Annotated in this window: 15 protein-coding genes, 2 pseudogenes and 1 CRISPR repeat array (1 of these 18 running past the window's edge); of the genes and pseudogenes, 16 read left to right on the forward strand and 1 reads right to left on the reverse strand. The window is 40.8% G+C overall.

What is annotated here, in order from left to right; genetic code table 11:
- The first annotated feature begins 57 nt into the window (after positions 1–57).
- Entirely contained in the window at positions 58–564 is a 507-nt protein-coding gene (locus tag DXB91_RS07760) for a hypothetical protein (RefSeq protein WP_117874300.1), read from the forward strand.
- Between the two features lie 130 nt (positions 565–694).
- On the forward strand, positions 695–2104 hold the full coding sequence (locus DXB91_RS07765; protein ID WP_021943450.1) for an ATP-binding protein: 1410 nt from the start codon (positions 695–697) through the stop codon (positions 2102–2104).
- Between the two features lie 132 nt (positions 2105–2236).
- Here the strand turns inward: DXB91_RS07765 and DXB91_RS07770 are convergent.
- A pseudogene (locus DXB91_RS07770) lies at positions 2237–2473 on the reverse strand (tyrosine-type recombinase/integrase); the annotation flags it as partial.
- 26 nt (positions 2474–2499) lie between these two features.
- Between DXB91_RS07770 and DXB91_RS07775 the strand changes: the two are divergent.
- From DXB91_RS07775 to cas2, 14 genes and pseudogenes are all read left to right on the forward strand, one after another.
- Positions 2500–2802, forward strand: a pseudogene (locus tag DXB91_RS07775) (nucleotidyl transferase AbiEii/AbiGii toxin family protein); the annotation flags it as partial.
- 1115 nt (positions 2803–3917) lie between these two features.
- Positions 3918–4202 (forward strand): hypothetical protein, encoded by a 285-nt coding sequence (locus DXB91_RS07785; protein ID WP_117549128.1) that lies wholly within the window; start codon positions 3918–3920, stop codon positions 4200–4202.
- Positions 4203–4642: 440 nt separating this feature from the next.
- Positions 4643–4966 (forward strand): hypothetical protein, encoded by a 324-nt coding sequence (locus DXB91_RS07790; RefSeq protein ID WP_117549127.1) that lies wholly within the window; start codon positions 4643–4645, stop codon positions 4964–4966.
- Positions 4967–5096: 130 nt separating this feature from the next.
- Entirely contained in the window at positions 5097–5882 is a 786-nt protein-coding gene (locus DXB91_RS07795) for a GH25 family lysozyme (protein ID WP_118017409.1), read from the forward strand.
- Between the two features lie 177 nt (positions 5883–6059).
- A complete protein-coding gene (locus DXB91_RS07800; RefSeq protein ID WP_015533113.1) occupies positions 6060–6758 on the forward strand; it encodes a zinc metallopeptidase in 699 nt (232 codons plus the stop codon).
- A gap of 188 nt (positions 6759–6946) precedes the next feature.
- Positions 6947–15250, forward strand: coding sequence for a leucine-rich repeat protein (locus DXB91_RS07805; RefSeq protein ID WP_147343977.1), 8304 nt, complete (start codon positions 6947–6949; stop codon positions 15248–15250).
- Between the two features lie 156 nt (positions 15251–15406).
- Positions 15407–17548 carry an ATP-dependent helicase gene (locus DXB91_RS07810; protein WP_199414259.1) on the forward strand — a complete coding sequence of 714 codons (2142 nt, stop codon included), beginning with the start codon at positions 15407–15409 and terminating at the stop codon, positions 17546–17548.
- 358 nt (positions 17549–17906) lie between these two features.
- Entirely contained in the window at positions 17907–20048 is a 2142-nt protein-coding gene (cas3, locus tag DXB91_RS07815; protein WP_117549460.1) for a CRISPR-associated helicase Cas3', read from the forward strand.
- A 38-nt stretch (positions 20049–20086) separates the two neighbouring features.
- Complete coding sequence (gene cas5c, locus DXB91_RS07820; protein ID WP_055144837.1) at positions 20087–20749, forward strand: type I-C CRISPR-associated protein Cas5c; 663 nt, start codon at positions 20087–20089, stop codon at positions 20747–20749.
- Complete coding sequence (gene cas8c, locus DXB91_RS07825; RefSeq protein WP_118017416.1) at positions 20746–22491, forward strand: type I-C CRISPR-associated protein Cas8c/Csd1; 1746 nt, start codon at positions 20746–20748, stop codon at positions 22489–22491. Before cas5c ends, cas8c begins: the two co-directional genes overlap by 4 nt.
- Entirely contained in the window at positions 22492–23403 is a 912-nt protein-coding gene (cas7c, locus tag DXB91_RS07830; RefSeq protein ID WP_118017418.1) for a type I-C CRISPR-associated protein Cas7/Csd2, read from the forward strand. It begins immediately after the preceding gene.
- Positions 23403–24068: a CRISPR-associated protein Cas4 gene (gene cas4, locus DXB91_RS07835; protein ID WP_118017420.1), complete on the forward strand. Its 666-nt coding sequence runs from the start codon at positions 23403–23405 to the stop codon at positions 24066–24068. Before cas7c ends, cas4 begins: the two co-directional genes overlap by 1 nt.
- Positions 24065–25096, forward strand: coding sequence for a type I-C CRISPR-associated endonuclease Cas1c (gene cas1c / locus DXB91_RS07840; protein ID WP_118017422.1), 1032 nt, complete (start codon positions 24065–24067; stop codon positions 25094–25096). The genes cas4 and cas1c overlap by 4 nt, the downstream gene beginning before the upstream one ends.
- A gap of 10 nt (positions 25097–25106) precedes the next feature.
- Positions 25107–25397: a CRISPR-associated endonuclease Cas2 gene (gene cas2, locus DXB91_RS07845; protein ID WP_044998422.1), complete on the forward strand. Its 291-nt coding sequence runs from the start codon at positions 25107–25109 to the stop codon at positions 25395–25397.
- A gap of 175 nt (positions 25398–25572) precedes the next feature.
- Positions 25573–26771: direct repeats of the CRISPR family, unit length 32 nt; unit sequence GTCGCTCCGTTCGTCGGAGCGTGGATTGAAAT (it continues 2998 nt past the right edge of the window).

The following is a 26771-nucleotide window of genomic DNA, read 5'->3' on the forward strand; positions in this document are numbered from 1 at the left end:
ATATTAAAATGAAAGGAATGAATGATTATTAGCTTCTAAATAATCATACAAGAGATTATGTTTTTTTGGAAAGACAAAGAAAAAAATAAACCAACTATAATTGAGCATCCTGTATTAGGAACTTTGATTAAAAAAACAGATTGGTACACAAAGAAGAGTTTTATCATTACATTATGGGATAAAACTTTTGACTTGTATCTGTGTATATACTCAAATCAAAAAGATGCTGTAATTTCATTTGAACAAGAAAAAGCAATCAGATATTATCTTGATAATCAGATTCAAATCGAACGAGATATTAAAAAAATGCTGTTGAATTTTTTTCACACTTCAGATTGTTCTTTGATTGAAAAGAGTATACAAATTGAAGGATTGAATTTTACAAGGAATGGAGCTATTAGCATTGGTTTAATAGCTGATTTTTCTGATGAGTTTATTGAAAAACATATTGGAGAAGATGTTATTTTTACAGATTCTTTTGGGATGTCAGTTTATCCGATTAAGGCAGTGCTTCCAAATGAGAAAGTATATTACAACTTCAATAATAAATACGAAGGAGATTAGAATATGCATGGCATTTCTGGCACATATATCTATGAAATGTTATAATAATATTTGGGATTCTGGAGATGTATAAGGTATTGGCAAATGAATAATGAGATGAAACGAGATTTTTGATATTGGAGGTAGTAATATGGCAGAGGAGACACTGTTTTCCGGCGAATCAAAAAATATTGAATATAAGGTTGCAGTACCGGATAAAAGCGAAAAATATATGAAAACTGTTGTAGCTTTTGCCAATGGTAGGGGAGGAAAAATTGTTTTCGGAATAGAGGACAAGACCTTAGAAGTTGTGGGAATGGATGAAGATAGTATCTATAAGACAATGGATGACATTACCAATGCTATTTCAGATTCTTGCGAACCTGTAATCAGGCCGGATGTGGCGATGCAGACAATTAAGGATAAGACAGTGATTGTGATAGAGATATTTCCGGGGGCAGAGCGTCCATACTATATAAAATCACAAGGTGTGTTTGATGGTACTTATGTGCGTGTTGCAGGTACGACTAGGCATGTTGAGGATTACATGTTAAGAGAGTTGATGCTGGAGGGGAAGAACCGTTATTTTGACAGTGAAATATGTCAGAATATGGATATATCAGACAGTGAGATTGAGGAGCTTTGCAAGAGCTTGAAGGAGACAGCTATGCGAAATACATGGCAGGATAGTGAAAAAGCGAAGATTAAGGATGTCACCAGAAATATACTGATTTCATGGGGCGTTCTGAAGGAGGAATGCGGAAAGGTATATCCGACCAATGCATATGCACTTTTGACCGGACGGATGGTGGGGCAGCCGGTTATTCAGTGCGGTGTGTTCAAGGGAACCAATCGGGCGCATTTTGTTGACCGGAGAGAGTTTGAGGGTTCCATTCAGGAACAAATGGATGCTGCATACCAGTATGTTCTTGAAAAAATTAACATGGGAATGACAATAAAGGGAATGTACAGACAAGATGTATATGAACTTCCTACAGACAGCATAAGAGAGTTGATTGCAAATGCAGTGGCTCATCGTAGTTATCTTGAGCCGGGGAATATACAAGTGGCATTGTATGATGACAGGCTAGAGATTACTTCGCCGGGCATGCTGCTGAATAATGTTACGATCGAAAAAATGATAGAAGGTTACTCAAGACCGAGAAATCCTGCAATCGCAAGAGCCTTTGCGTACATGAAAATTATTGAAAAATGGGGAACCGGAATACCGAGGTTATTCGCAGCCTGTGAGGAGTATGGATTACCTAAGCCGGAGCTGATTGATTTTGATGGTGATTTCAGAGTTAATATGTATCGTAAAAGAGATACTAATACAAAAACAGGTGATCAAACATGCCAACAGGTGAATGATGGGGTGAATGATGAGGTGAACAAACTGCTGAATTATTTAAAACTGCATCCTGATTATACGGTTACTCAATTCGCAGAACATTTTGAGGTAAGCAGAAAAACAATAGCAGCGAGATTGAAAAAACTGAAGGATAAAGGATATATTGAAAGAGTTGGATCTTCGAGAAAAGGTTATTGGAAAGTAAATTGATTTTATCAAATGGACAACTCCGAACAACCCCAATTATTCCATTCGGACAAAAAGGTGAACAATTAAGGTGAACGATCAGGGAAAATGATTAAGGTGTATGATAGGGTGAATAATTAAAGCAACCATTGCGGATTACCGCTTGGCTTTTCTTGTGGAGTGAGCATAGACATTCATTGTGGTACTGACATCTGAGTGCCCTAACAGTTCCTGCACATCCTTTGGTGCTGCTCCGTTTGCCAGAAGGTTACTTGTGTAGGTGTGACGCAACTGGTGAAAGTGAAAGCCTTCAAATCCATCCAGCTTCTGTGCAATCTTCCTGCAAACAATTCCTAATGTACTTGGCAGTTCCAGACTTCCATTCGGTCTTAAGACCATATTTGGAGGTGCTACTTTAGATGATAACAACAGCAAGGCAATTAAAAGATCTGATTCGGAATCTGTCAAAGAAAAAATCTGCTGATGCGCAAATTTTGATGCGGAATTATATGATGGAACGATTTTTGAAACGAATTTCTTTATCAGAGTATAAAGACAAATTTATATTAAAAGATGGAATGCTGGTGGCAGCAATGGTTGGTCTGGATGCCAGAGCTACTATGGATTTGGATGCAACCATAAAAGATGCTAACGTTAGTTTAACAGATGTGGAGACAATTATATCAAATATTATAGCAAGAATAGCAGAGATTTATGAAAAAGAAAAAGATATTAATAGAAGTTTGGAGTGGTGTAGGAAGGCATTCAGAAATTCTGTTAATAACAAAGAGTTACAAGAGGAAATTGAGGAAAAGATAGAGAAGCTAAGTAAATTAGCATAATGAAATTGTTGTATAAGTGACTTGCTTGCATTTGGTCATATTAGATGCTATAGTGGGAAAAATTCATCATTGTAGACTGGATAGTATCACATTTATTATAGAAGGAAAATTGTTTAGCCTTGCTGTAGCTATTGAACGAAAAGCCACACCGAAAGCCACACATGCTTGATTTATCTTGAATTTACTAGGTGCATTGATTCTGTAGAGGAAGCAGCTAACGCTGGCAAGTTCTAAATAAAAACCTAGTATTTAAACGGTTTAGAGGGCTTTTAGAGAGATCTAAAGGCTCTCTATTTTTTTGATTTTTAAATTCTTTGAAGGTTGAAATCAATTTTGATGAATACAAATTTGGCATGCTTGTATATTATGATGATGACAGCCATACATATGAAATATTGCTTTTATATTCAGCATTAGTTGGAAAACGGGAGTTGCTAAGGGATTTTACAGCAACTCTTTTGTTTTATTTTGTCAAGACTAGTTTTATATTTATTCGGTATTATAATTGCCTTACATATCAAATGGAAGGGGTGATTAAAATGGATAGAACTATAGTAGTAGAATATTTTGATGGCGAGAAGAAAGTAAAAAAAGTTATAATTTTAAAATAATCTCGCGAAAAATTGCCTTATACGCGCATTTGTGAAAATCTATTGACTTATGGTTGATTTAGGGCTAAAGTGTGGCTACCAATCGGAAGAAAAAACAGTAGGCAGTAATATAGATTGACACATATAATATTTGACAGCACATTTAAAAAGATACTTACGCACTCCAGAAAATATAGCATCGTTGAAAAGCCTTATAAAAACAGATATAATGGGTAGCATAGATAAGAACATTGAACTTGGAAATATAACACTTGAGGATGGACACAGCTTTATGGCAACTCGGAAAGAGGTTGAATTAATATCCCGATTTCAGAGAAAAGGCCTATATCAATGAATTCTGAGAATTATATATAAGACATTTGAAATAAACAAGGAGGGCATGAGATGGGCATTTATTTTAATCCAAGTAATGACAGTTTTACGAAGGACAAGAATAGTGGATTGTATCTTGATAAGACAGGTCTGCTTGAATATCTGAACAGAGTTATATGTACAAATGCTAATTGTACCAGTGTCAGTCATGCCAGACGATTTGGTAAGTCCCATGCGGCATTTGATCTTGCACTTCAGAATTTTATTTTTGACAAACGTCAAAAATATTGTATAATATACTTAACAAGACAGCCGAGCGATAGATACGTCCTATCCGTCCGGCAAAAACCATTTTAAGATGAAACACCTCATAGCTTAGTCGGCTGAGGTGTTTTTCTTATTTTCTATGATTCAGAATTGTCACAATAAGTATCGCAACGGTTAATATAACCATGAATTCCTCATATGTACTCATAAGGCACCACTCCCTTCCAAGACTCGAACGGATATGGTGTAACACCCCTCGGCTGCCCGGTTAAATACATTATTCTATTTTCATACAGAAGTAATTTTGATATATATACATTTTGGAGATCCCCATATAACGTAAAACACCCCGCATTAATGCGAGGTTTAATTTAAAAAGAATTACAAATTGTATGTATAAAATTGTAATTACAGTATAAGTTATATCAAAATTATAGTCAATGTAATGTAAGAACATAATAATATTTTATAACCACATACCACCTTCCGGAATACATTAAACTATATCATGGACAAGGAGGTGAATACGCATGGACAGATTCGCAGTATATCTTGTAGTTGTTGCGGTTCTTTGCACTTTGATATCGGTAATAACGGAATTTACGAAAGAGGTAGGAGTGCTGAAGAAGATCCCCACCTCTTTTCAGGTTTTGATCACCAGTGTCATTGTGTGTGAGGTGGGACTTTTTGTTGGACTATCATTTTATCACATAGCATTTGTGTGGTATTATCCTGTGGCTGCGTTTTTCGGGGCATTTGTCATTGCGATTATATGTACCCGGGGATGGGACTACCTGATATCGATATTCAAGCGGTTTTACAAGGGCGGAGATAAGGAAAGGTGGCATGAATAAGGGTGTTATGACAGTGACACATGTAATACGAGACAGATAAGTATAAGTTCGGAATAATGATCCTAAGATTGTCTCCTGATTCAATGTCTGGAATATTATATACAGACAAAAGAATTCAGGAGACAATTTTATGACTTCTAATAAGGTTCCATTAAAGGGCTACATGGATGGTATAGATATATCAGCGTGGCAGGATACTATAGATATAACCAAGGTGCCTTGTGACTTTGTGATAGTGAAAGCTACGGAGGGCACGGACTACAAGAACAGGTATTTTGCAAAGCACTGTGACCAGGCGATGAAAGCGGGAAAACTCCTGGGGGCATTCCATTATGCAAATGGTGGCGATCCCCACAGTGAGGCTGAGTATTTCATAGCATACAGTAAGAAATATGTGGGCAAGGCGATACTTGTCCTTGACTGGGAGGGGCAGAATAATCCGCAGTTTGGCAGAAGTGACAGGGCATGGTGCAAAGAGTGGTGTGATCATGTGTACAGTAAGACCGGTGTTAAGCCTCTGATCTATATCCAGAAGAGCGCCATGGACAATGTAAAGGGCCTGGGATACAGGCTGTGGGTTGCACAGTATCCTGATTACGAGCGGACGGGATATCAGGAGCATCCATGGAATGAATGTCAATACGAATGTGATATCAGACAGTACACATCCGTTGGAAGACTTCCGGGTTACGATGGCAATCTCGATCTTAACAAGTCATATATAGATAAGACGACATGGAAAAAATATGCCGCAAAAAAGACTGGCAGTTCACAGAAGAAATCGATAGATGTGATAGCCAGAGAGGTCATAGCCGGCGACTGGGGAAATGGCGATGACAGAAAGAACAGGCTGAAGAAGGCAGGGTATGATCATGTCAAGGTGCAGAATAAGGTAAATGAGATGCTTGGCAGATAGCTGCAGGTAAATGACATAAGAAAAATGGCAGGAAAACGAAGTATAAAATTAGTTCCTGCAAAAATGAAATTTATATGAAGTATCATCCACACCTGTTGACGAAACGCAATATATACTATAGGATAGTGGAAAACAAAAGCCCCCGTCAGGGATACATGAAAGGAAAAGGTGATATATATGCCATATTATGGATTTTATTTTGACCCAACATATCTGTTGGTTCTCATAGGCGTGGTGCTCTGCATGATAGCGTCGGCAAGAGTCAAGACCACATACAAGAAGTATGAGAAGGTGGGATCGCGGTCAGGCTACACAGCGGACCAGGTCGCATACATGATACTCAGGAATGCGGGGATAACGGATGTGTCAATACATCACATCTCAGGAGATCTGACTGATAATTACAATCCTAAGGAGCATACGCTCAATCTGTCGGACAGCGTGTATGGTTCCAGATCCATCGCAGCGATAGGCGTGGCAGCCCATGAGTGCGGACATGCCATACAGCATGCAAATGCATATGCACCGCTCACCATAAGGTCAGCAATCATTCCAGCGGCAAATATAGGCTCAGCCATATCATGGCCGCTCATACTTATAGGACTTCTCATTCCGAGGGTTGATTACCTTATAACACTCGGAATCATATTGTTCTCACTGGTTGTTGTCCTACAGTTTGTGACACTTCCGGTGGAGTTCAATGCATCGAGAAGAGCCATGGCGATACTGGAGGGCAGCGGATATCTCTATCCGGATGAACTCAAGGGTGCAAGAAGTGTACTCACAGCGGCAGCTATGACATATGTGGCAGCTATGGTATCAGCATCACTTCAGTTGCTCAGACTTGTATTATTGTTTGGCAACAGGAGAAGATAGCGGAATTATAACAGAAAATATAAAAATGCATAAAAAAGTCTTGTGAATTTGTTGATAGTATTTGCAACTTTGCTATGGTAAAATGGTTAAAGTGGCAAAAATCTACATATTTGCAAGACTTTTTCTGCTATAGTGCACAATTATAGCGGGGATGGTCTGCGAAACAATTAATTAAGGGAGGGTAATTGATGAGAAAGAGAAGGCTACGAGGAGGTATAACGGCCTTGTCGGTGCTTGCTGCTATTGGCATGGCATCGGGAATAACGGCATTTGCGGCGGATGACACACAGTCTGAAGCTGCGAATACGGGAAAGGGGCTGGAGTATGTATATGAGTCGTCAGGCTCTACACCATCAGGTGTCACGCTCAACGGCAATTCGGTAATCATAAAGCAGTCGCCGAATTCCACTGACAGCGAGCAGTTATTAAATATTTACAATGACAAAGACAGGGATGGAATCCTTGATGAGGGCGAGGAAGCTTTCGCATTGGATGGAAGCACGGACATACAATATGGCAATATATATGGAATCTATCATGGTAATGGCAGTTCGCCGATCTCCATAACCATAGACGGTGCTGAACTGCCTGTTGTATATGGAGCATTTGAGAGCACTGTTGAGACTCCGGAGAACATGACTGCGGTAACTATCAGTGTGAAGGGCGACGCGGCAGTTGAAAGTCTGTATGGACTTTTCAGGACATATTGTACTGGTGGTGTACTGATAGACACGGAGAAGTCAGTTAAGATAAAGACGCTCTATGGTCTCAGCACATCGACCATAGATGGAGACATCACGGAGAATATCAATTATAGCTGTGACGGCAACACATTTGTCACACTGGCTACAGATGGATATTACACAGGAAAGGCATACACTATAAATGGCGATGCAGTGTTCAATATGAAAGGAGCCAGCGCCAATTCAGTGTATCTCGTGCAGAATGGAGCTGTGCTCAGTAAGACACTGACGGCCAAGGTGACTGACTCCAAGGTAGACAGCCTGAACGGAGTTTCCCAGGGGGCAAAGGTTGATGGTGACGTGAGCCTTACATTTGACGGAATATCAGCCATAAAGGATGGAAGAAGTGCCAGTTTATATGGTGCGTCAAGTGCGACTATCCTTGGAAATCTGGACCTTAAGCTGAAAAGCCAGTCTGGATCAGAGATGTCTGTGTATGGCACCAATAATACAAATATAAAGGGAAATGTAAATGTCAGCATTGATGGCTCAGGAGCAAAGTTCAACACCATATATGGAATGTATGGCGGTATGCTGGGTGGAAGGGCTGATATAGATATAAAGAACTGCGCTGCCGGTTACACAACATGTGGCATGAATTCGGTTTCGTTCAGTCAGACTCAGCCGGAGGAAGAAGGAACATATACGTATACTGTGAACATGGAGAATATCACTGGTGCCAGCGGCAGGGTATATGGAATTTCAAATTGTTCCGGTATCACTTCTGCCAGCGTTGTAATGAAGGCTGTGGCAACAACAGATACATTAAATGGCATGTATCTGAGCACAGGTGTAAAAGGTGATATAAAGGCAGAGCTTTACAACTGTAATGCAGCCTATGTAAAAGCTCTGGAGCTGTCAAATGTGACGGTAAATGGTTCTGTAGATGCCATAGTTTCGGGCTGCAGCATTACGAGATCTTTGAATGTAGAGCAGGGCGGAAGCATCAGTAAGGATCTTAACATAAGCGTCAGCAACGTTATCAGCAGTTCAGCACGGTTTGTATACGGCGGTAGCTGTCTGGGGAATATGACGGTCAATGTGGATGGCATGAATGATGAATCCATAGTAGACGAAAATGGTGATCCGCTTGTGAACTCGTATGAATACGCGGGCAGCGACATGTTTACCATGATGGGCAACTTTGCACTGGCAGGGGAACTCAAGGCGGATATAGCAAAGATACATTTTGCAAAATGTGGACTCGCCGGAGGTGATTACAGTTGCGGAAATATCGGAACAAAGGTTGACATAACGTTGTCAGACAGCAGTATAAATGGACTGGCGGGAAATAATATTTTCTATCTGGCAAATGAGAGCTATTCCGGTTCAACCGAGAATACAGTTCCTGTTGATATAAAGATCAACAACACAGATTTTACAAATGCAGACGGAATAAGCTTCCAGATGTATATAGGTAATAACAAGGATGCAAAAGTTACATTTGATGACAAGTGCAGTATGCCGGAGAAGTATTATATGGCTCCAAGCATGAATACCACCGGCTCATCTGTCATAACATATGGACAGAATATATATTATGGCGGACAGAATCTTGTGATAGACAAGGATGTAACTGCTGACAATATTTACTTTGGTAACTTCACAGAGAACGGAAGCCAGGGCAATGCCGTGATCGTTATCAACAAGGGGGTAACGGTAACTGCAAATGAGGGTATATATGCAGCAGGCGGTTCAAACATACTCCACAGTGGAATCCTCAAGGGAACATTTAAGGCGACTGATGGGTATCTGCCAAATATATTCTCAAAGGGGGGCGTAATAGAGGACTCGGCTGTAGGGGATGTTGCAAATGTAAATTATTCATTGGATGTTGTGTCCAACGAGAAGGCCGCAACGTACACCATGACAGGCAAGACGTCACAGTATATTGATCCTGATGGTACATATGTCAAGGGCGGCGCAGATGTCAAGATAACACCGACCGTGAACAAGGGATATATTCTTGACAAGGTGACCTTCAGAGGTCAGAGCGACACAGCGGAAAATTCAGCGGTTGAAGCAAATGGCGTGTACACGTTCAGCATGCCGAACGAGCCTTGTACAGTGACGATCGCAACGACAGGAAAGCAGATCGTGGTATCCAAGACAACTGTTGATCCATCGGCACTGCTTGGAAAAGAATACACAGCAACTTCACCTCTCTATGACATGGCAGATCTTGTCATATCAAACGACGCAAGAGAGGGCGAGGTCACATACGAGATCGACGAGACAAATGGACTTCCTGAGGGACTCTCATTGATCGATGGCAAGGTTGTCGGAACGGCAAGCAAGCTTTATGAAGATGGAAAGAATGTCATAGTACATGTGACAGGAAGAAATGGTTCAAAGGCACAGCTCTCACTGAATGTGATCGTCTCAAATGAGGAGAAGAAGCAGGACAACCAGGATGGCCGAATCGTAGTTGACGAGGATGAGAAGACTATATGTCTCAACGGAACATCAGTGGTCATCCAGGCAAAGGACGACACAGAGACAGAGATATACGTGGACGACAATCAGGATGGACAGGCAGATGGCAAGACACCTCTGTACACCGGAGATCTGTCGGAGTACACGATAACAGGTGTCGAGGACAACGCCATAAGACGAAATATCAGGATCACCATGACGGGGGGAAATGTAAAAGCAATATACGGTGCAAAGGACTCAGAGCTTTCATATAAAGGCGGCGATGCGGTGAGTATAAATATCCGTGGTGGTAAGGCAGCAACTATGTATGTTCTGTCGAATTCAACCGTGGATGGAACCATAGCATATGAGATCGCAGAGAACACTGTAGATAAGGGCGGATTTGCAGCGGATACAACATCAAAATATACCGGTGCATTCATGAGAAACAGCAAGGATATCGTAACTATCAGAGGATCCTACGTTGTGAATAAGAAGCTCACGGCAATGGCTCTGATAATCTATGACAGTGCGGCAGTTGATGTAAATGCTCCTGTTGAGGTAACGGATTATGTGTCACTGAACGAGAGATCATCCGCAGTATTTAACGATACGCTGACCGCTGACAGGCTTGGTTATTCAAAGTATGCCAAGGCAGTTGTGAATGGAGATACGAAGCTTGCGGCTCTCAATATGACACAGTATGACACGACACTTACAATAGGCGAGGATGCGCTGTTTGATGTGGGCAAGGTCAACATGACATCAGGCTGGGCAAGAGTATATCAGAAGGGTACGCTCAAGTGTCCTTCAGACCAGTTCAGCAACACAGGTGTGTGGGTGGCAGCAGGAAAATTTGCAGATGATATAGATGCCAGCGGCTGGACAGGAGTGTATTACAGCTATGCAGGCGGCTCAACAAACATGGACAACACATCAGCAAAATTGGCTGCACAGTCATATGTAGTTGAATATGAGAATGTCAAATATGTTGCCTGCAAACAGACGATCACAGTTGGCTATACCGATGTGCCGGGTTACACAGCCTATGTGTCGGCAAATGGCGGCGAGCCGGTACAGGGAAGCAACGGAAGTGCAAAGGTGACAGGCCCGGATTCATCTATGTCTATTGTAGTGGATTATGTGGCAGACCAGATAGACATCAGTAAGGAATACGCAGATCCGATTCTGGCGGCGGAGACCAAGTACACAGCGGATTCACCAGCGTACGATCTCACGATCCTCAAGGTTACAGGAGATACCACAAAGGATTATGGAACTGACATGCAGTACAGACTGAAGAGCGGTTCGACACTTCCATCAGGACTTGTGCTTGAGTCGGGTAAGATAACAGGAACAGCCAAGAATGCAGGTGAAAGCACAGTAGTATTTGTCATAACAGGACGAAATGGAACATCGGTTGATTTCCCAGTGGTATTCAAGGTACTGCCGGCAGGCACGGAGATACCTGATATCAACAAGCTTGGTGTATCTGTGAACACAGAGGATAAGACCATTGATCTCGGTGGAAATTCAGCAGTGATAATAGTTGATCCGTCGGATAGCAGCAAGAGCTCAGTATATCTGGATGCTGATCATAATGGAGTGGCAGACGACAACAGACCACTCAGAATAGACCAAGAGGTTACATATGATCTGTCAGGCTACAGCATATCAGGCTATACGGACACAGCAAATAAATACACCGGTGACATATCGGTGACACTCAGAAGCGGAAATGTCGGCAATATATGTGCTGCGGGTTCAACTGACAGCAAGGCAGACCGAGTGACGATAGATGGAAATGTAACCATGACGATCATGAGCGGTTATGTGTCAGGCACTGTAGCTGCGGCAGGAAACGCTGATGTCAAGACAGTGACCTTCGCGGCAGAGGACGGAAGAGCAGGAAGCGTGGTATACGGTGCGTACAATACAAATGCGGAGAAGGTAGACTTCACATTTGCAAAGTCTGCACAGATGTACACACCGAAATCAACCAAGTCTGAGAATATGTATGTTACATCGGGTGGATCAGTATCCGGTGATGTGGATATAAGAGTTGGTATAACTGATCATTACAATACATTTATATACGGTGCGGATTACATGAACAAGCGCTCCTACTTCAACGGAGTGTCGGGAACAGCCGTATCCGGAAATGTGAACTGTGTGGTTGATGGAAGATGGTGCGCTGAGAAGTGCAACAACTTTGTCCAGCAGTCAGATGTGAAGGGAGATCTGTATGCCGAGATAAAGTCAGGAGAACTCAGAAAAAATGACGTCAACAATGAGCATAGCAAGGCATTGGTATTTAACTATGGTCACAGCATTGGAAATATATACGTCAAGGCAGGAACAGAGGGCGCTGTCACAGGTGACTTTGTACTTGCGGCAGGCGGTAAGGTCGGCAGGGTAGAGTATGTAGACGAGAATGAAAAGTCCACAGCTACTGTAAAGGGCACCGCTGACAATTACCAGGTTGAGAGTCTGGGTTCACTGTATATGTCTCTCGCCGGCAAATTAACTATAGGCGGAGACTACACACTTGACAGAGATGAGGAGGTAAAACAGCTTGAGATCCTCAAGGATTCAAAGCTGACCATCGCCGAGGGCGCAGTTCTTACAAATACATCGACAGCGACAGTTACCGGTGATGTTGAGAACCTTGGCACATGGAATGTGGACGGCGCTCTGACTATGACAGGATCACTGGTCAACAGAGGTGCATGGAATCTGAAAGGAAATGTTCAGGCTTCAGCAACAGTAGATAACTACGGGGATATCACAGCAGCAAATAGTGAGAGGATCACCTTGAATACAAATGCAAAGCTCATCAACAGAGCTGATGCACAGTTTACATTTGGCAACCTCACAAACAGTGCAATGATCGTAAACTATGGTAATATGAAGCAGCTTGCATATACGTCAAGTCTTGGAAGCGGAAGCATACTCACCACAGTAATCCCGGATATGGTGTACGCACTGAAAAATTACAGCGTCATTTTCTACAAGCTTGATGTGGATTATCCTGCATATTGCTTCAAGGATGGCGATGCAAAGATAGAGAAGAGTTCATCGGCAACAAGATGTCAGAAGAAGTCAGGTGTTGACGGTGACGATGCACTCTATATACAGGGTGGCAAGTCGTTCTACATCACAATAGACGGTGAGCCGATAGATGGAATGGCGGTGGATTCAGTTGTATTTGGACCGGATGACACAGCCATGACTACAAGTAACAACCGTCTCTGGAGCGGCGTCATGACATATGAGCCGGCAACAGTTACGGTAAATATGGCAAAGCAGGAGGCCGTAAATATAACTCTCGCAAAGACAGAAGATACAGTTAAGGCGCAGGTTGGAAAGACAACCACAAAGGATGAGCCATTATATGATCTGACAGCCATAGAGATCCAGAATGATGAAGCTGTGGACAACGGATATGTGTCATACTCCCTTGCAAAGGGACAGACACTTCCGGCAGGACTTGTGATATACGATGGAAAGGTATATGGAACGCCGAAGACTGCAAGTGCTGAGGCACAGACAGTCAAGTTCACGGTGAGAGGACAGAATCAGACAGTGGCTGAGTTCACACTGATCATATCCAGCGTGGAGAAGGGAATACCTTCATTTACTGCCGGAAAGGCGGGCGACGCATATGCCGGCAAGACCCTTGCGGATGTGGAGCTTCCAACATCGGCAGCAGGAAAGTACATGTGGGCAGATGGAACACAGCAGGTAGGAAAGGCCGGAACAAGCGAGACCTACGATGCATACTTTGTTCCAGACGACACAGCAAACTATGACTGGAGCAAGATCGATGCAGCAGAGGGAACATATGAGGAACTGGAAGACGGAAGTGTGAGAATTGCAGTGAAGCTTTCAGTGTATGTGAGAAAGCAGGATCCTGTATTTACAGTTCCGGAGAATGTCACAGCTACATACGGAGACACTGTTGGCAAGATACTCCTGCCTGAGACAGCAGGTGGAATGTTCATCTGGGAGAATGCAGATGAATCTGTAGGAGAGGTTGGAACAAAGACTTTCCTTGCAACATTTGTACCTGAAGATGAGGATGTATACGAGAGAGCAGAGCATGTGGAGATAACTGTTCAGATTCTTCCTGCAAATGCAGTATTTACTCAGGCGATAGATTCACTGAGTGCTAAGGAGAATATGACTCTTGCAGACATAGAGCTTCCAGAGCGCGAGGATGGAGTATACACATGGTATACAGACAGAACGACAAAGGTTGAGGATGGCAATACATACAAGCTTTGTTTCAAGCCTGCGGACACAGCAAATTATGACTGGACATCAGTTACAGGATGGAACAGGGCTTACAATGGAGTTGTATTCAATGTAAAGATCACCATCGAGAAAGAGCCGGAGCAGCATGTACACGATTACAGCAATAAGTACAAGAGCGACAGCAGATCTCACTGGTATCAGTGCTCATGTGGAGAGAAGTCAGGCCTGGCAAATCACACATGGGACAAGGGCGCGATAACGACCAAGCCTACAGACACAGCGGCAGGTAAGAAGACATTTACCTGTACCAAGTGTGGATACAAGCGTTATGAGTCAGTAGCTGCCCTTGGAATAGACATAGGAAATTCCAAGAACAATGTGGTCGTAAGCGGTATAGAAAAGAATGGATATACATACACAGGATCATCTATCACTGTTAAATCGCTTGCGCTGAGGAGAGGCAAAACAACACTGAAGAATGGTGTGGATTACACCGTACAGTATAAGAATAATAAGAATATCGGTACAGCGACAGTAAAGATCACAGGTAAGGGTAATTACAGAGGCTCCGTCAGCAAGACATTTGCTATCAAGGCTGGCAAGGGCAAGATATACAAAGTTTCGCAGAAGGGCGTGCCTGGCTATCTGAAATACAAGGTGACAAATGCTGCTTCAAATGGCAAGGGAACAGTGACACTTGTTGGAAGTACAAGCAAGAAGAACGACAAGAAGTTCAAGTCACTCACGGTTGCATCCAGTGTCAAGATCGGTGGAGTGAACTTCAATGTTACGGCTGTAGGAGCGAAAGCATTTACAGGACGCAAATATCTCACCACGGTTGTGATCGGAGGAAACGTTAAGACCATAGGCGGTGCAGCATTCAGCAAGTGTGGAAAGCTTGGAAAAGTTACCATAAAGTCTACAAGGATAACGACTATCGGTAAGAAAGCTTTCCAGGGTGTCAAGAGCAATGTGAAGATATATCTTCCTAAGAAGAAATATGACGCATATGCAAAGAAGCTCAAGGCGAAGGGAATGAACACTCCTAAGAAAGCGGTATACAAAAAGTCAAAATAAATGAAATGCGTTGATGTGTTGGCGGGACAGTCACAGATGATGTGGCTGTCCTGTTTTTTATGTGAAGATCGTTCTGGTGTAAAACCATGAGTGTAGTGACAGGAAAGATATAATCTGCTATACTGAACATATGTTTGTGAATATATGGAGGACTGTATGGATAATTTTATAGATGAACTGAATGAACAGCAAAAGGAGGCAGTGACCACCACAGAAGGGTATGTGCGCATAATTGCGGGAGCGGGAACCGGCAAGACAAAGGCGCTCACATACAGGTATGCGTATCTGGTGGACGAGCTTGGAATATCCACATCGAATATACTGTGTGTCACATTTACAAATAAAGCGGCGAGGGAGATGAGCAAACGTATCAGACAGATGATCGGGGACAGTGATATGGGATACATCTGCACATTTCACGGCTTCTGTGTGAAGCTTCTGAGGGAGGATATCCATGCCATCAATTATCCCCAGAACTTTGTGGTGATGGACAACGAGGACACGGAGGATATACTCAAAACGGTGTACGAGAATGCCCATATACAGTCGAGAACATATACATTTGACATGGCGAGGGATCACATATCGGCTATGAAGAACGAGATGCAGCATATCACATATCTGGCGGACATAAGCAACGACAGACTGCTGGCGGATTATGAGAAGGCTTCAGACATACCTGAAAAAGTATTTCTGGGATACCTGTACGAACAGAAGAAGGTGTATGGACTTGACTATGATGATCTCATAACCATTGCGCTCCACATCCTCAGAACCGATGCGGAGAAATGCCGCAAATGGCAGGAACGCATGATGTATGTCATGGTGGACGAGTTTCAGGATGTCAGCGGCAACCAGTATGCGCTGGCGGAGATACTCAGCGGTTATCACAGGAATCTGTTCATCGTGGGCGATCCGGATCAGACCATATATACGTGGCGCGGGGCAAGGATAGAGTACATATTGGAATTCGACAAGAACCATGAGAACACGCAGACCATATTCCTCAACACGAATTACCGTTCAACTCCTGACATACTGGCGGTGTCCAACTCTCTGATCGAGAAGAACAAGAACAGACTGCCCCACAGGCTTGTGGCTGTGAAGCCGTCAGAGGCGCGCCCTCTGTACGTACATTCCAGGACCACCGGGGATGAAGCCCAGTGGGTGACAAATGAGATAAAAAGACTGGTTGAGGCGGGCACAAAGTACAGTGACATAGCCGTTTTGTACAGATCACATTTCGTATCGAGAAGCATAGAGGAAGCATTTATCAAGACAAAAATTCCATATATCCTCTACAGCGGAACGGAGTTCTACAAACGTAAGGAGATAAAGGATGTGCTGGCATATCTCAGGATGGTGGCATACGCGGATGATCTGTCATTTCGCAGGGTGATAAATGAACCAAAGCGGAACTTTGGCAAAAAGAGAATGTCGATGCTGAAGTCGTACTGTGAGACTCACAGATGCTCACTGTACAGCGGTCTTCAGGATCTTCTGGAGGAGAAGACTGTTAAGTCGACAGGTGCTTCAGCCTTTGTCGATATCATAGAAAATTTCAGGAAGACATACAAGGAGAAAAGTCTGTCTGATCTTGTGACGGAGCTCATGGCAGCCACGGGCTACGAGGCGATGCTCAGACAGGCGGGCGAACAGGAAAGGCTGGACAACCTGGCAGAGCTGAAGCAGTCGATAGACGAATATGAGAAGACCTCCGGTGAGGAGAATACGCTGGAGGAATATCTGCAGAGCATAGCTCTCTACACGAACAATGACAGGGAGAAGGACAAGGATTCTGTGACGATGATGACCATACACACCGCAAAGGGCCTGGAGTTCCCATATGTGTTCGTGTGTGGGATGAATGAGGGGATATTCCCAAGTAAGCACGTGGATACAGAGGAACGCCTGGAGGAAGAAAGACGAATGGCGTATGTGGCATTTACCAGAGCGGAGAAGGCTCTGTATATCAGCGATGCCGAGGGTTTGAACTATGATGAGTCTTTCCGGTATCCATCCAGATTCATCTTCAATATAGACCGTGATGCCATAGACTACGTGAACGAGCTCCCGCAGCGCCTTGTCGACGACACCAAGAGCTACATAGCCGCAAATGAGAGCCGCTATATGCCGCTGGACACCGAGCTAAAGCCCGGAGACAGGGTGAGACACAAGGTGTTCGGCGAGGGCACGATAACCGGTATCAGGGGAGATATAGGGTGCTATGTGGTTAAGTTTGACAAGATGGCAACGGAGAGAAATCTGAAGATAGGGATAGCACTTGAAAGAGTGTGAGGATGGGAGGTATGCATAGAATTGCATATATTTACATACCTGATTTGGTGGAGCAAATACCGGCAATGGGCGATTGATGATCGTTAGTTGCCGGTGTTTTTATGTGGGGAGTGTGTGTTAAAAAGACTGTTTTGTGTGGAGAAAATCGGACATATAATGATGTAAAATTTGAAGAAAAATCGGAGAAATAAAAGAGGAATAACTATGTGGTAAATATGTAATTATTAAAAGGATAACTGTGTAATGATAAATAATAAAACTATACATAGAAAAACGAATGGAGTATAATTATAAACATAATATTTGTAATGCTATTTTGATATGAATTAAAAATGGTGGAAAAATAATGAGCGATAATTTGAAATATATAGCACACAAGGATAATTATAGGGAACAAAGCATAAAGGATCATTTGTATGGAACTGCGGATAAAGCTGCAAAGTTTGCTGGTAAGTTTGGAAAATCAGATTGGGGATATTGTTGCGGATTATTGCATGATATTGGTAAATATTCAGAGCAGTTTCAAAAAAAGATAATTAATGACGCAGATGATAAAGTCGATCATTCCACAGCAGGTGCGAAAATTTGTATGGAATTGGGTGGGTATTATCAGTTGCTAAGTTATTGTATTGCAGGGCATCATGCGGGGTTGCCAGATTATGGAAATACAGTTATCCATTCAAGTTTAAGGTATAGATGTGAGAAGAAAAAGATATATGATTATAGTTCGTATAAATATGAAATAGAAATTCCTGAATTGAAAACAGATCCAATTATATTACAGAACCTTTCAGATGCAGATTTTCCATTAAGTGTTTTTCTCAGAATGATATATTCGTGTTTGGTTGATGCTGATTTCCTGGATACAGAATATTTTATGAAAAACGGGGATGTTAATAGAAACTCAGGGGAAAATGTAGAGATATTACTGAATAAACTGGAGAATCATATTAGTGAGTGGTTGAAAAATGATAATACAAAATCAATAAATGGACGCAGAACAGAAATATTAAAACATTGTTTAAATGAAGGACGGAATAAAAAAGGCTATTTTAGACTAACAGTTCCAACCGGGGGAGGAAAGACTATTGCATCACTTGCATTTGCATTAAAACATGCAGTAGAAAATGATATGGATCGTGTAATATATGTAATTCCATATACCAGTATTATAGAGCAGAATGCGCAAGTGTTTAGGGATATTCTTGGAGAACAGAACGTTTTGGAAAATCATTGTAATGTAGATTATGATGGACGAGAAGATTTTGAGCCGATGCAATTGGCTAGTGAAAACTGGGATAAACCTATTGTAGTTACAACGAATGTTCAGTTTTTTGAGTCGTTATTCTCAAATAAATCTTCAAAATGCAGGAAATTACATAATATAGCAAATAGTGTCATTATATTTGATGAGGCTCAGATGTTGCCTACTGATTACTTGAAGCCTTGTATTTATATGATTAGTGAATTAGTAAATAGATATAGATCAAGTATAGTACTATGCACAGCGACACAGCCAGCGTTAGGTTCATTATTTCCAGAAAACACACAATTTATGGAACTATGTCCAAGGTTGCAGGAACAATTTGAATACTTTAAGAGAGTTAAATACAATAACATCGGAACAATATCGAGAGACAAATTGTCAAGTATGCTAAAAGATGAAGATTGCGCTTTGTGTATCGTAAATACGAAGAGAATGGCTCAAGATATTTATATGGAACTATGTGGAATAGGAGTGTTTCATCTATCAACAAATATGTACCCATTGCATAGAAAAATTGTTTTGAAAAAAATAAGAAAGTGTTTGCAGAATGGAGAAAAATGTGTCGTAGTATCAACAAGTTTAGTCGAGGCAGGGGTGGATTTAGACTTTAAGCATGTGTATCGTCAGATTGCAGGAATAGATTCTATTATACAAGCTGCAGGTAGATGTAATAGAGAGGGAAAAAGAAATCAAGCTGAGAGTATAGTTAATATTTTTGATATTGAGAATTGCAGGATTCCGTTAAATCAAAAACAACAGATTGAGGTTGCTAAGTCTGTATTATGTGATTATGAAATAGTAGATAGTCCAGAGTGTATATCAGAATATTTTAAGAGATTGTACCATTTCAGGGGAGATGGTCTTGATAAGAAGAGAATTTTAGGTGAATTTGTTCATCCTGAGTATAATTATGCAAAGGTTGGAAAAGAGTTTAAAATAATTGAGCAGGATATGGCAACAATTTTTGTCGGTAATACAGATGAGGCAAAAGAGTTGATGGATGAGATAAAGCTAAAAGGCATATCAAAAGAAAGAATGCGAAAAGCAGGACAGTTTTGTGTTCAGGTTTATTGTGGTGAAAAATCAGAATTTCAAAAATTGTATGATGCAGGAATAATACGCCTCGTTTCAGATGATATGCGAGATTTTTATGAATTGACATCAATGGAATATTATTCAGAAGAATATGGTATAGGTTGCTTGGTAGATGAAGGGGAGGCGATTTTTTTATAAATGGAAGGCAAAATAGTTAAAAAAATGGAGGTGAAAACATGGGAAAAGGTGTAAAAGTAAAGGTTTGGGGAGATTATGCATTGTTTTCCAGACCTGAGATGAAAGTTGAGAGGTGTTCATATGATGTGATAACACCATCGGCTGCAAGAGGGATATTGGAAGCAATATATTGGCATCCCGGAATGAAATGGGTAATAGACAAGATATATGTTAAGAATCCAATAAGATTTACGAGCGTAAGACGAAATGAAGTAAAGAGTAAAATATCTGCAAATAATGTATTGCAAGCATACAATGGGGCAGATAAGCCTTTATACATTAGCACAAAGGAGGATATAGTGCAAAGAGCTTCTTTGATCTTAAGAGATGTGTGTTATGTGATAGAGGCACATTTTGAGATTACAGAAAATGCAAATGATTCTGATAATCCGGGTAAATTTAAAGATATTATAATGAGACGATTAAAAAGAGGCGAATGCTATCATATGCCATATTTTGGATGTAGGGAATTTCCAGTCAATTTTAGCATCTGTGATGAGGAGGAAGTACACACCATATATGACGAGGTTCCAGAGAAAGATTTAGGGTTTATGTTATACGATCTTGATTATAGCGATAGAAACAATATACAGCCTATGTTTTATAGGGCTATCATGAAGAGAGGAGTATTAGATTTGAGGGATTGTGAGGTGATCAGATGATATTACAGTCTCTAATGCAATATTACGAGAGTTTGGTAGAAAAAGGAAAAGTTCCACGTATGGGGTGGTGTCATGCAAAAGTATCGTGTGCTATAGAACTGAATGAAGATGGACAAGTAAAAGCTATTATTCCGTTAAAAGTATCCGAAATGTTTGGAAAAAAAGAAGTACTGGTTCCACAACAGATGAATGTTCCGCAGATGGTGGTAAGGTCTTCAGGTATATCGGCGAATTTTTTGTGCGACAATTCAAAATATATGTTGGGAATAGACAGTACAGGTACAAGTCAAAGGATAAAAGAATGTTTTATGGCTGCGAGGGATAAACATTGTAGCATATTGCAGGATTCAAATGGAAGAATGGCAAAAGCAATTATCAGGTATTTTGAACAATGGAATCCTGATAATGCAGATGTTAATCCGGTTATTAAAGCACATTGGGAAGATTTGACCGATGGTGGAAACTTGATATTTTGTATGAAAAATGAGTATGCTCAGGAAGACGAAGAGATAAAAAAGATATGGCATATATATCAAGAGTATAATTCAGGCTTAGTCGATGGTATATGCCTTGTAACTGGGGAAAAGGCAGAAATATCAAGGATTCATAGAGGCATAAAAGGCGTACCAGGAGCACAGTCCAGTGGCGCGGCTTTGGTTTCATTTAATGCTCCAGCTTTTGAATCCTATGGAAAGGAACAGAGTTATAATGCGCCAGTAGGCAAGAAGGCTGAATTTGCATATACAACAGCGCTAAATTATCTTCTTTCTGAAAAAAAATACACTTTTCAATTGGGAGACTCAATGGTTATATACTGGGCTGAATCGGCTCAAACCCAGTATCAGGACATATTTAAAAGCTTTTTTAACTCTAGTATAGATAATCAAAAGGAATTGGAAAAAGTTTTTACAAATTTGAAGAATGGACTAGCAGTGGATATAGATGATGTAAGGATTGATTTAAATCAAAGATTTTATATTTTATGTCTTGCACCTAATGCAGCGAGATTGTCTATTCGTTTTTACTACCAGAATTCATTTGGTAATATATTGGAGAATTTATCAAGGCATTATGAAAGAATGTCAATAGTTAAACCAGAATGGGGAAAAGATTATCTGAGTATTCAAGAGATGTTGATGGAAACAGTCAACAAGAAATCAAAAGATAAAAAACCTGTATCAAATATGGCAACGTTGGTATTAAGGGATATATTGGTGGATGACAGGTATCCAACAAGTCTATATACCGGAGTGTTGACAAGAATACGAGCAGAGCAAGGGGGTATAACTTATGGAAGGGCAGCTATTGTAAAAGCGTATTTAATAAAAAATTATAATATGAAGGAGGGAGAAAAGTACATGGGATTGAATGAAAATTGTAATGAACAGGCATATGTACTTGGAAGGTTGTTCGCGGTACTTGAATTGATTCAAAAGGATGCAAATCCAGGAATTAATTCAACTATCAAAGATCGATATTTTAATTCAGCATGTGCAACACCAGCGTCAGTTTTTCCAATTTTGATTAAGTTAAAAAATAGTCATTTGAAGAAAATTGAAAGAGGTTCAACAGGATTAAAAATTCAGTATGAGAAAACGATAACAGAGTTAATGGGAAAATTAAACATGGCTGAAACTCAGATAGGATTTCCAAGACGATTATCTCTTGAAGAACAGGGAAAATTCATGCTTGGATATTACCATCAGGTTCAGAAAAGGTACGAAAAAAAGGAGGATAAATAAATGGGTGATGTAATAAAAAACAGATATGAATTTGTAGTGTTATTTGATGTTGAGAATGGAAATCCAAATGGAGATCCTGATGCTGGCAATATGCCAAGAATTGATCCTGAGAGTGGATTGGGTTTGGTTACAGATGTTTGTATAAAACGGAAAATACGTAATTATGTTGAAATTGTTAAGGAAGATGAAAAGGGATATGGAATATATATAAAAGAGGATGTGCCATTAAATAAGAGTGACAGAAATGCTTGTAAAAGTTTAGGGGTTGAGGAGACTGAAGACAAAAAACTTACGGAAGAAATAAAGAAATTAAAAAAGTCAGATCCAGATGTTGATAGAAAATTGAGAGATTATATGTGCGAGAATTTTTATGATATTAGGACATTTGGAGCAGTTATGACTACGTTTGTTAAAGCCTCATTGAATTGCGGACAGGTCAGGGGACCGGTACAGTTAGGATTTGCTAGGAGCATAGATCCAATTATCAGTCAGGAAGTTACAATTACCAGAGTTGCAATTACAACTGAAAAGGATGCTGAAAACAAGAGTACAGAGATGGGAAGAAAAAGTATTGTACCATATGGGTTATATCGTTTGGAGGGATATATATCAGCAAATCTTGCAAGAAAGGTAACGGGATTTTCAGAAGAGGATCTTGATTTACTATGGGATGCACTTATCAATATGTTTGAAAATGATCATTCTGCCGCTAGAGGCAAGATGGCTGTGCGTGAGTTGATAGTATTTAAGCACAGTAAAGAACTTGGTGATTGTCCAGCATATAAGTTGTTTGATTCTGTTGAAGTTAAGAAGATGGATGGTATTGAATATCCAAGAAGATATCAGGATTATATTGTAGAGATACATAATGATAATATTCCAGACTCAGTAGAGGTAAAAAGGATGGTTTAATGGAGTACGCAGAAGAAGAGTATTTGATGATATCTGGTATACAGCATTTTAAGTTTTGCAGACGCCAATGGGCACTCATACATATAGAGCAGCAGTGGTCTGAAAATTATCATACTGCAGTAGGTGAGCTTATGCATGAGAAAGCTCATGATCCATATATTACGGAGAAGAGAAAAGATGTACTTATAGTGAGAGCACTTCCAATTGCATCCAGGAAACTGGGTGCAGTAGGGGAGTGTGATATTGTTGAGTTCCATAAGTGTGATGATGGAGTTTCTCTACGTGGGCATCGTGGATTATATAGCATATATCCAATTGAGTATAAAAAAGGAAAGCCCAAGGTGTCGGAGGAGGATAAACTTCAATTAGTAGTACAGACAATGGCCCTAGAGGAGATGTTTTCTACACAAATAGAAGAGGGCGCAATATATTATGGAGAAACAAGAAGAAGAGAAGTTGTGCAGGTTTCTCAGGAGCTAAGAGGTATGGCAACTAAAATGTTTGAAGAGATGCATGATTATTTTAAGAGAGGGTATACTCCCAAGGTAAAACAAAGCAAATCATGTAATTCTTGCTCATTGAAAGACATTTGTTTGCCAAGATTAAATAAAGCTGGATCAGTAAAAAATTATATATCACAGATGTTAGGAGATAATGTTGAATGAAAAAATTATTAAATACACTTTATGTAACATCTGAAAATGGTTATTTGGGGTTAGAAGGAGAAACTGTTGTAGTATATCAAGATAGCCTAGAGATTGGCCGATTGCCTTTGCATAATTTGGATGGGATAGTTGTGTTTGGGTATAAAGGAACAAGTCCGGCACTTATGGGCGCATGTGCAGATCGGAATATTTCATTATGTTATGTAACTCCTCAAGGAAAATTTCTAGCTCGTATAACGGGAAAAGTAAAGGGAAATGTTATTTTGCGGAGACAACAATATGATAGCTCATTAGATGCAGAAAAAAGCCTAGAGATTTCCAAAAGTTGTATATTGGGTAAAGTATATAATGCACGATGGGTTTTGGAGAGGGCTATTAGGGATCATGCGATGCAGATAGATGCGGAACGGGTGAAACGCGCATCATTACATTTAAAAAATTCCTTGGAATTAATAAGAGGTGCTAAGTCAAAGGATGAATTAAGAGGATATGAGGGAGAGGCGGCAAGTATTTATTTTGGGGTGTTCAATGAGCTTATATTGCAACAAAAAAGAGATTTTGTGTTTCAAGTAAGAAATAAACGACCTCCTCAAGATAATATAAATGCTATGCTGTCATTTGTTTATACATTATTGACCAATCAGATTGCGTCGGCCTTGGAAGTTGTAGGGTTAGATCCGTATATAGGGTATTTACATACGGATAGGCCTGGCAGGGCTTCATTGGCGTTAGATTTAATTGAAGAATTTAGAGCGGTTTATGCAGATAGGTTTGTTCTGTCACTTATAAATAAAAGGATAATAACAGGAAAGGATTTTTCTAAAAAAGAAAATGGGGCAGTATTACTAAGTGATAATGCAAGAAAAAAGGTATTGGTGGAGTGGCAAAATAAAAAGAAAGAAGTAATTACACATCCATATTTGAAGGAAAAGGTTGAGTGGGGAATAGTGCCATATGTTCAGACAATGCTTTTGGCAAGATATCTCCGAGGGGATATTGATGGATACCCTGTTTTTTTGTGGAAATGAGGTGATAAGAATGTTATTATTGATAACCTATGATGTTAATACGGAAACATCTGCAGGAAAAAATAGATTGAGAAAGGTTGCAAAACAATGTGAAAATTATGGCCGACGAGTACAGAATTCAGTTTTCGAATGTATAGTGGACCAAGCACAGAGCGTTAAATTGAAAGCCTTGTTGTCTGAAATAATTGATGATACAGTGGACAGTCTCAGGTTTTATTATTTGGGAAGTAAATATCAAACTAAAGTTGATCATATAGGATGTGATAAGGGGATAGATGTTGATCAGCCATTAATTTTTTGATGTTGTGCGTAATGATAGTGAACATAGAATTACAAGGTCATTCGCACCATGAAAAATATACAGCTGAGAAGCGTATCTATCTATATATGCATAAGAAACAGATTTAATTGTAAAAAACAATAATATTATTAAGCGGTTTTGTATAGTTTTTTAAATTTTTTTGTGCAAAATTGCTGTCGCTCCGTTCGTCGGAGCGTGGATTGAAATTCTTAAACCTCCGGGGAGAGGCAAGGCGCAAAAAGTCGCTCCGTTCGTCGGAGCGTGGATTGAAATTTTTAATCTCTTTGCGTCCATTTCTTATACCTCGTCGCTCCGTTCGTCGGAGCGTGGATTGAAATAGTTAATAATGGCGGTTTCATGTATGCCAAGGCGTCGCTCCGTTCGTCGGAGCGTGGATTGAAATTGTTGTGGTTGTGGATTGTACCCCATGAGTGCCGCGTCGCTCCGTTCGTCGGAGCGTGGATTGAAATCTGGGCGTTATCAATGAGATACTTGGCGGGTACTCGTCGCTCCGTTCGTCGGAGCGTGGATTGAAATTCCAACCTCCGACTCAATTATCGGCTGAATCTCAGTCGCTCCGTTCGTCGGAGCGTGGATTGAAATTTACAATGCTGGTAGTTGAGCAAAAGATGGAAACTGTCGCTCCGTTCGTCGGAGCGTGGATTGAAATAATCAGAAGCGGAATAGGAGAGAATATGGAAAAAGTCGCTCCGTTCGTCGGAGCGTGGATTGAAATGCGTTGGAGATTGATGATGAGGAGGTGAAAGAGAGTCGCTCCGTTCGTCGGAGCGTGGATTGAAATTCTTCACAATATACGCTATGTGGGCTTTGTAGTCAACGTCGCTCCGTTCGTCGGAGCGTGGATTGAAATTAGCATTTGATAAGTGGCTAAAGTGTGGAGGTCAGTCGCTCCGTTCGTCGGAGCGTGGATTGAAATAAACTCTGAACAGTGCGTTTTTTTCTTGTACGGCGTCGCTCCGTTCGTCGGAGCGTGGATTGAAATAAAATGGGCGAAAGAAAACAATGAGTACGAAATGTCGCTCCGTTCGTCGGAGCGTGGATTGAAATTTTTAGGATAAAGGAGGTATAAGAAATGGATGCGTCGCTCCGTTCGTCGGAGCGTGGATTGAAATTCCCACAAGCGTATATTGATGCAGTATCAAAAGGTCGCTCCGTTCGTCGGAGCGTGGATTGAAATAACCAGTGTCTTAGCATCGTTATCCCACTTAATCGTCGCTCCGTTCGTCGGAGCGTGGATTGAAATAATGAATAGTGCAAGACGATCAAGTACGGAAAGAGTCGCTCCGTTCGTCGGAGCGTGGATTGAAATATCTATACAGTATGCCGCCAACATTGTGTCCCAATAGTCGCTCC

Source organism: Coprococcus sp. OM06-34AC (assembly GCF_003462545.1).
GTDB lineage: Bacteria > Bacillota > Clostridia > Lachnospirales > Lachnospiraceae > Coprococcus > Coprococcus aceti.

Excerpts from the sequence above, each read along its gene's own strand:
- cas2 (WP_044998422.1), top strand. The coding sequence starts at position 25,107 with ATGTTATTATTGATAACCTATGATGTTAATACGGAAACATCTGCAGGA.
- DXB91_RS07765 (WP_021943450.1), top strand. The coding sequence starts at position 695 with ATGGCAGAGGAGACACTGTTTTCCGGCGAATCAAAAAATATTGAATAT.
- DXB91_RS07785 (WP_117549128.1), top strand. The coding sequence starts at position 3,918 with ATGGGCATTTATTTTAATCCAAGTAATGACAGTTTTACGAAGGACAAG.
- DXB91_RS07760 (WP_117874300.1), top strand. The coding sequence starts at position 58 with ATGTTTTTTTGGAAAGACAAAGAAAAAAATAAACCAACTATAATTGAG.
- DXB91_RS07810 (WP_199414259.1), top strand. The coding sequence starts at position 15,407 with ATGGATAATTTTATAGATGAACTGAATGAACAGCAAAAGGAGGCAGTG.
- cas4 (WP_118017420.1), top strand. The coding sequence starts at position 23,403 with ATGGAGTACGCAGAAGAAGAGTATTTGATGATATCTGGTATACAGCAT.
- DXB91_RS07790 (WP_117549127.1), top strand. The coding sequence starts at position 4,643 with ATGGACAGATTCGCAGTATATCTTGTAGTTGTTGCGGTTCTTTGCACT.
- cas7c (WP_118017418.1), top strand. The coding sequence starts at position 22,492 with ATGGGTGATGTAATAAAAAACAGATATGAATTTGTAGTGTTATTTGAT.
- cas5c (WP_055144837.1), top strand. The coding sequence starts at position 20,087 with ATGGGAAAAGGTGTAAAAGTAAAGGTTTGGGGAGATTATGCATTGTTT.
- DXB91_RS07805 (WP_147343977.1), top strand. The coding sequence starts at position 6,947 with ATGAGAAAGAGAAGGCTACGAGGAGGTATAACGGCCTTGTCGGTGCTT.
- cas1c (WP_118017422.1), top strand. The coding sequence starts at position 24,065 with ATGAAAAAATTATTAAATACACTTTATGTAACATCTGAAAATGGTTAT.
- DXB91_RS07800 (WP_015533113.1), top strand. The coding sequence starts at position 6,060 with ATGCCATATTATGGATTTTATTTTGACCCAACATATCTGTTGGTTCTC.
- cas8c (WP_118017416.1), top strand. The coding sequence starts at position 20,746 with ATGATATTACAGTCTCTAATGCAATATTACGAGAGTTTGGTAGAAAAA.
- DXB91_RS07795 (WP_118017409.1), top strand. The coding sequence starts at position 5,097 with ATGACTTCTAATAAGGTTCCATTAAAGGGCTACATGGATGGTATAGAT.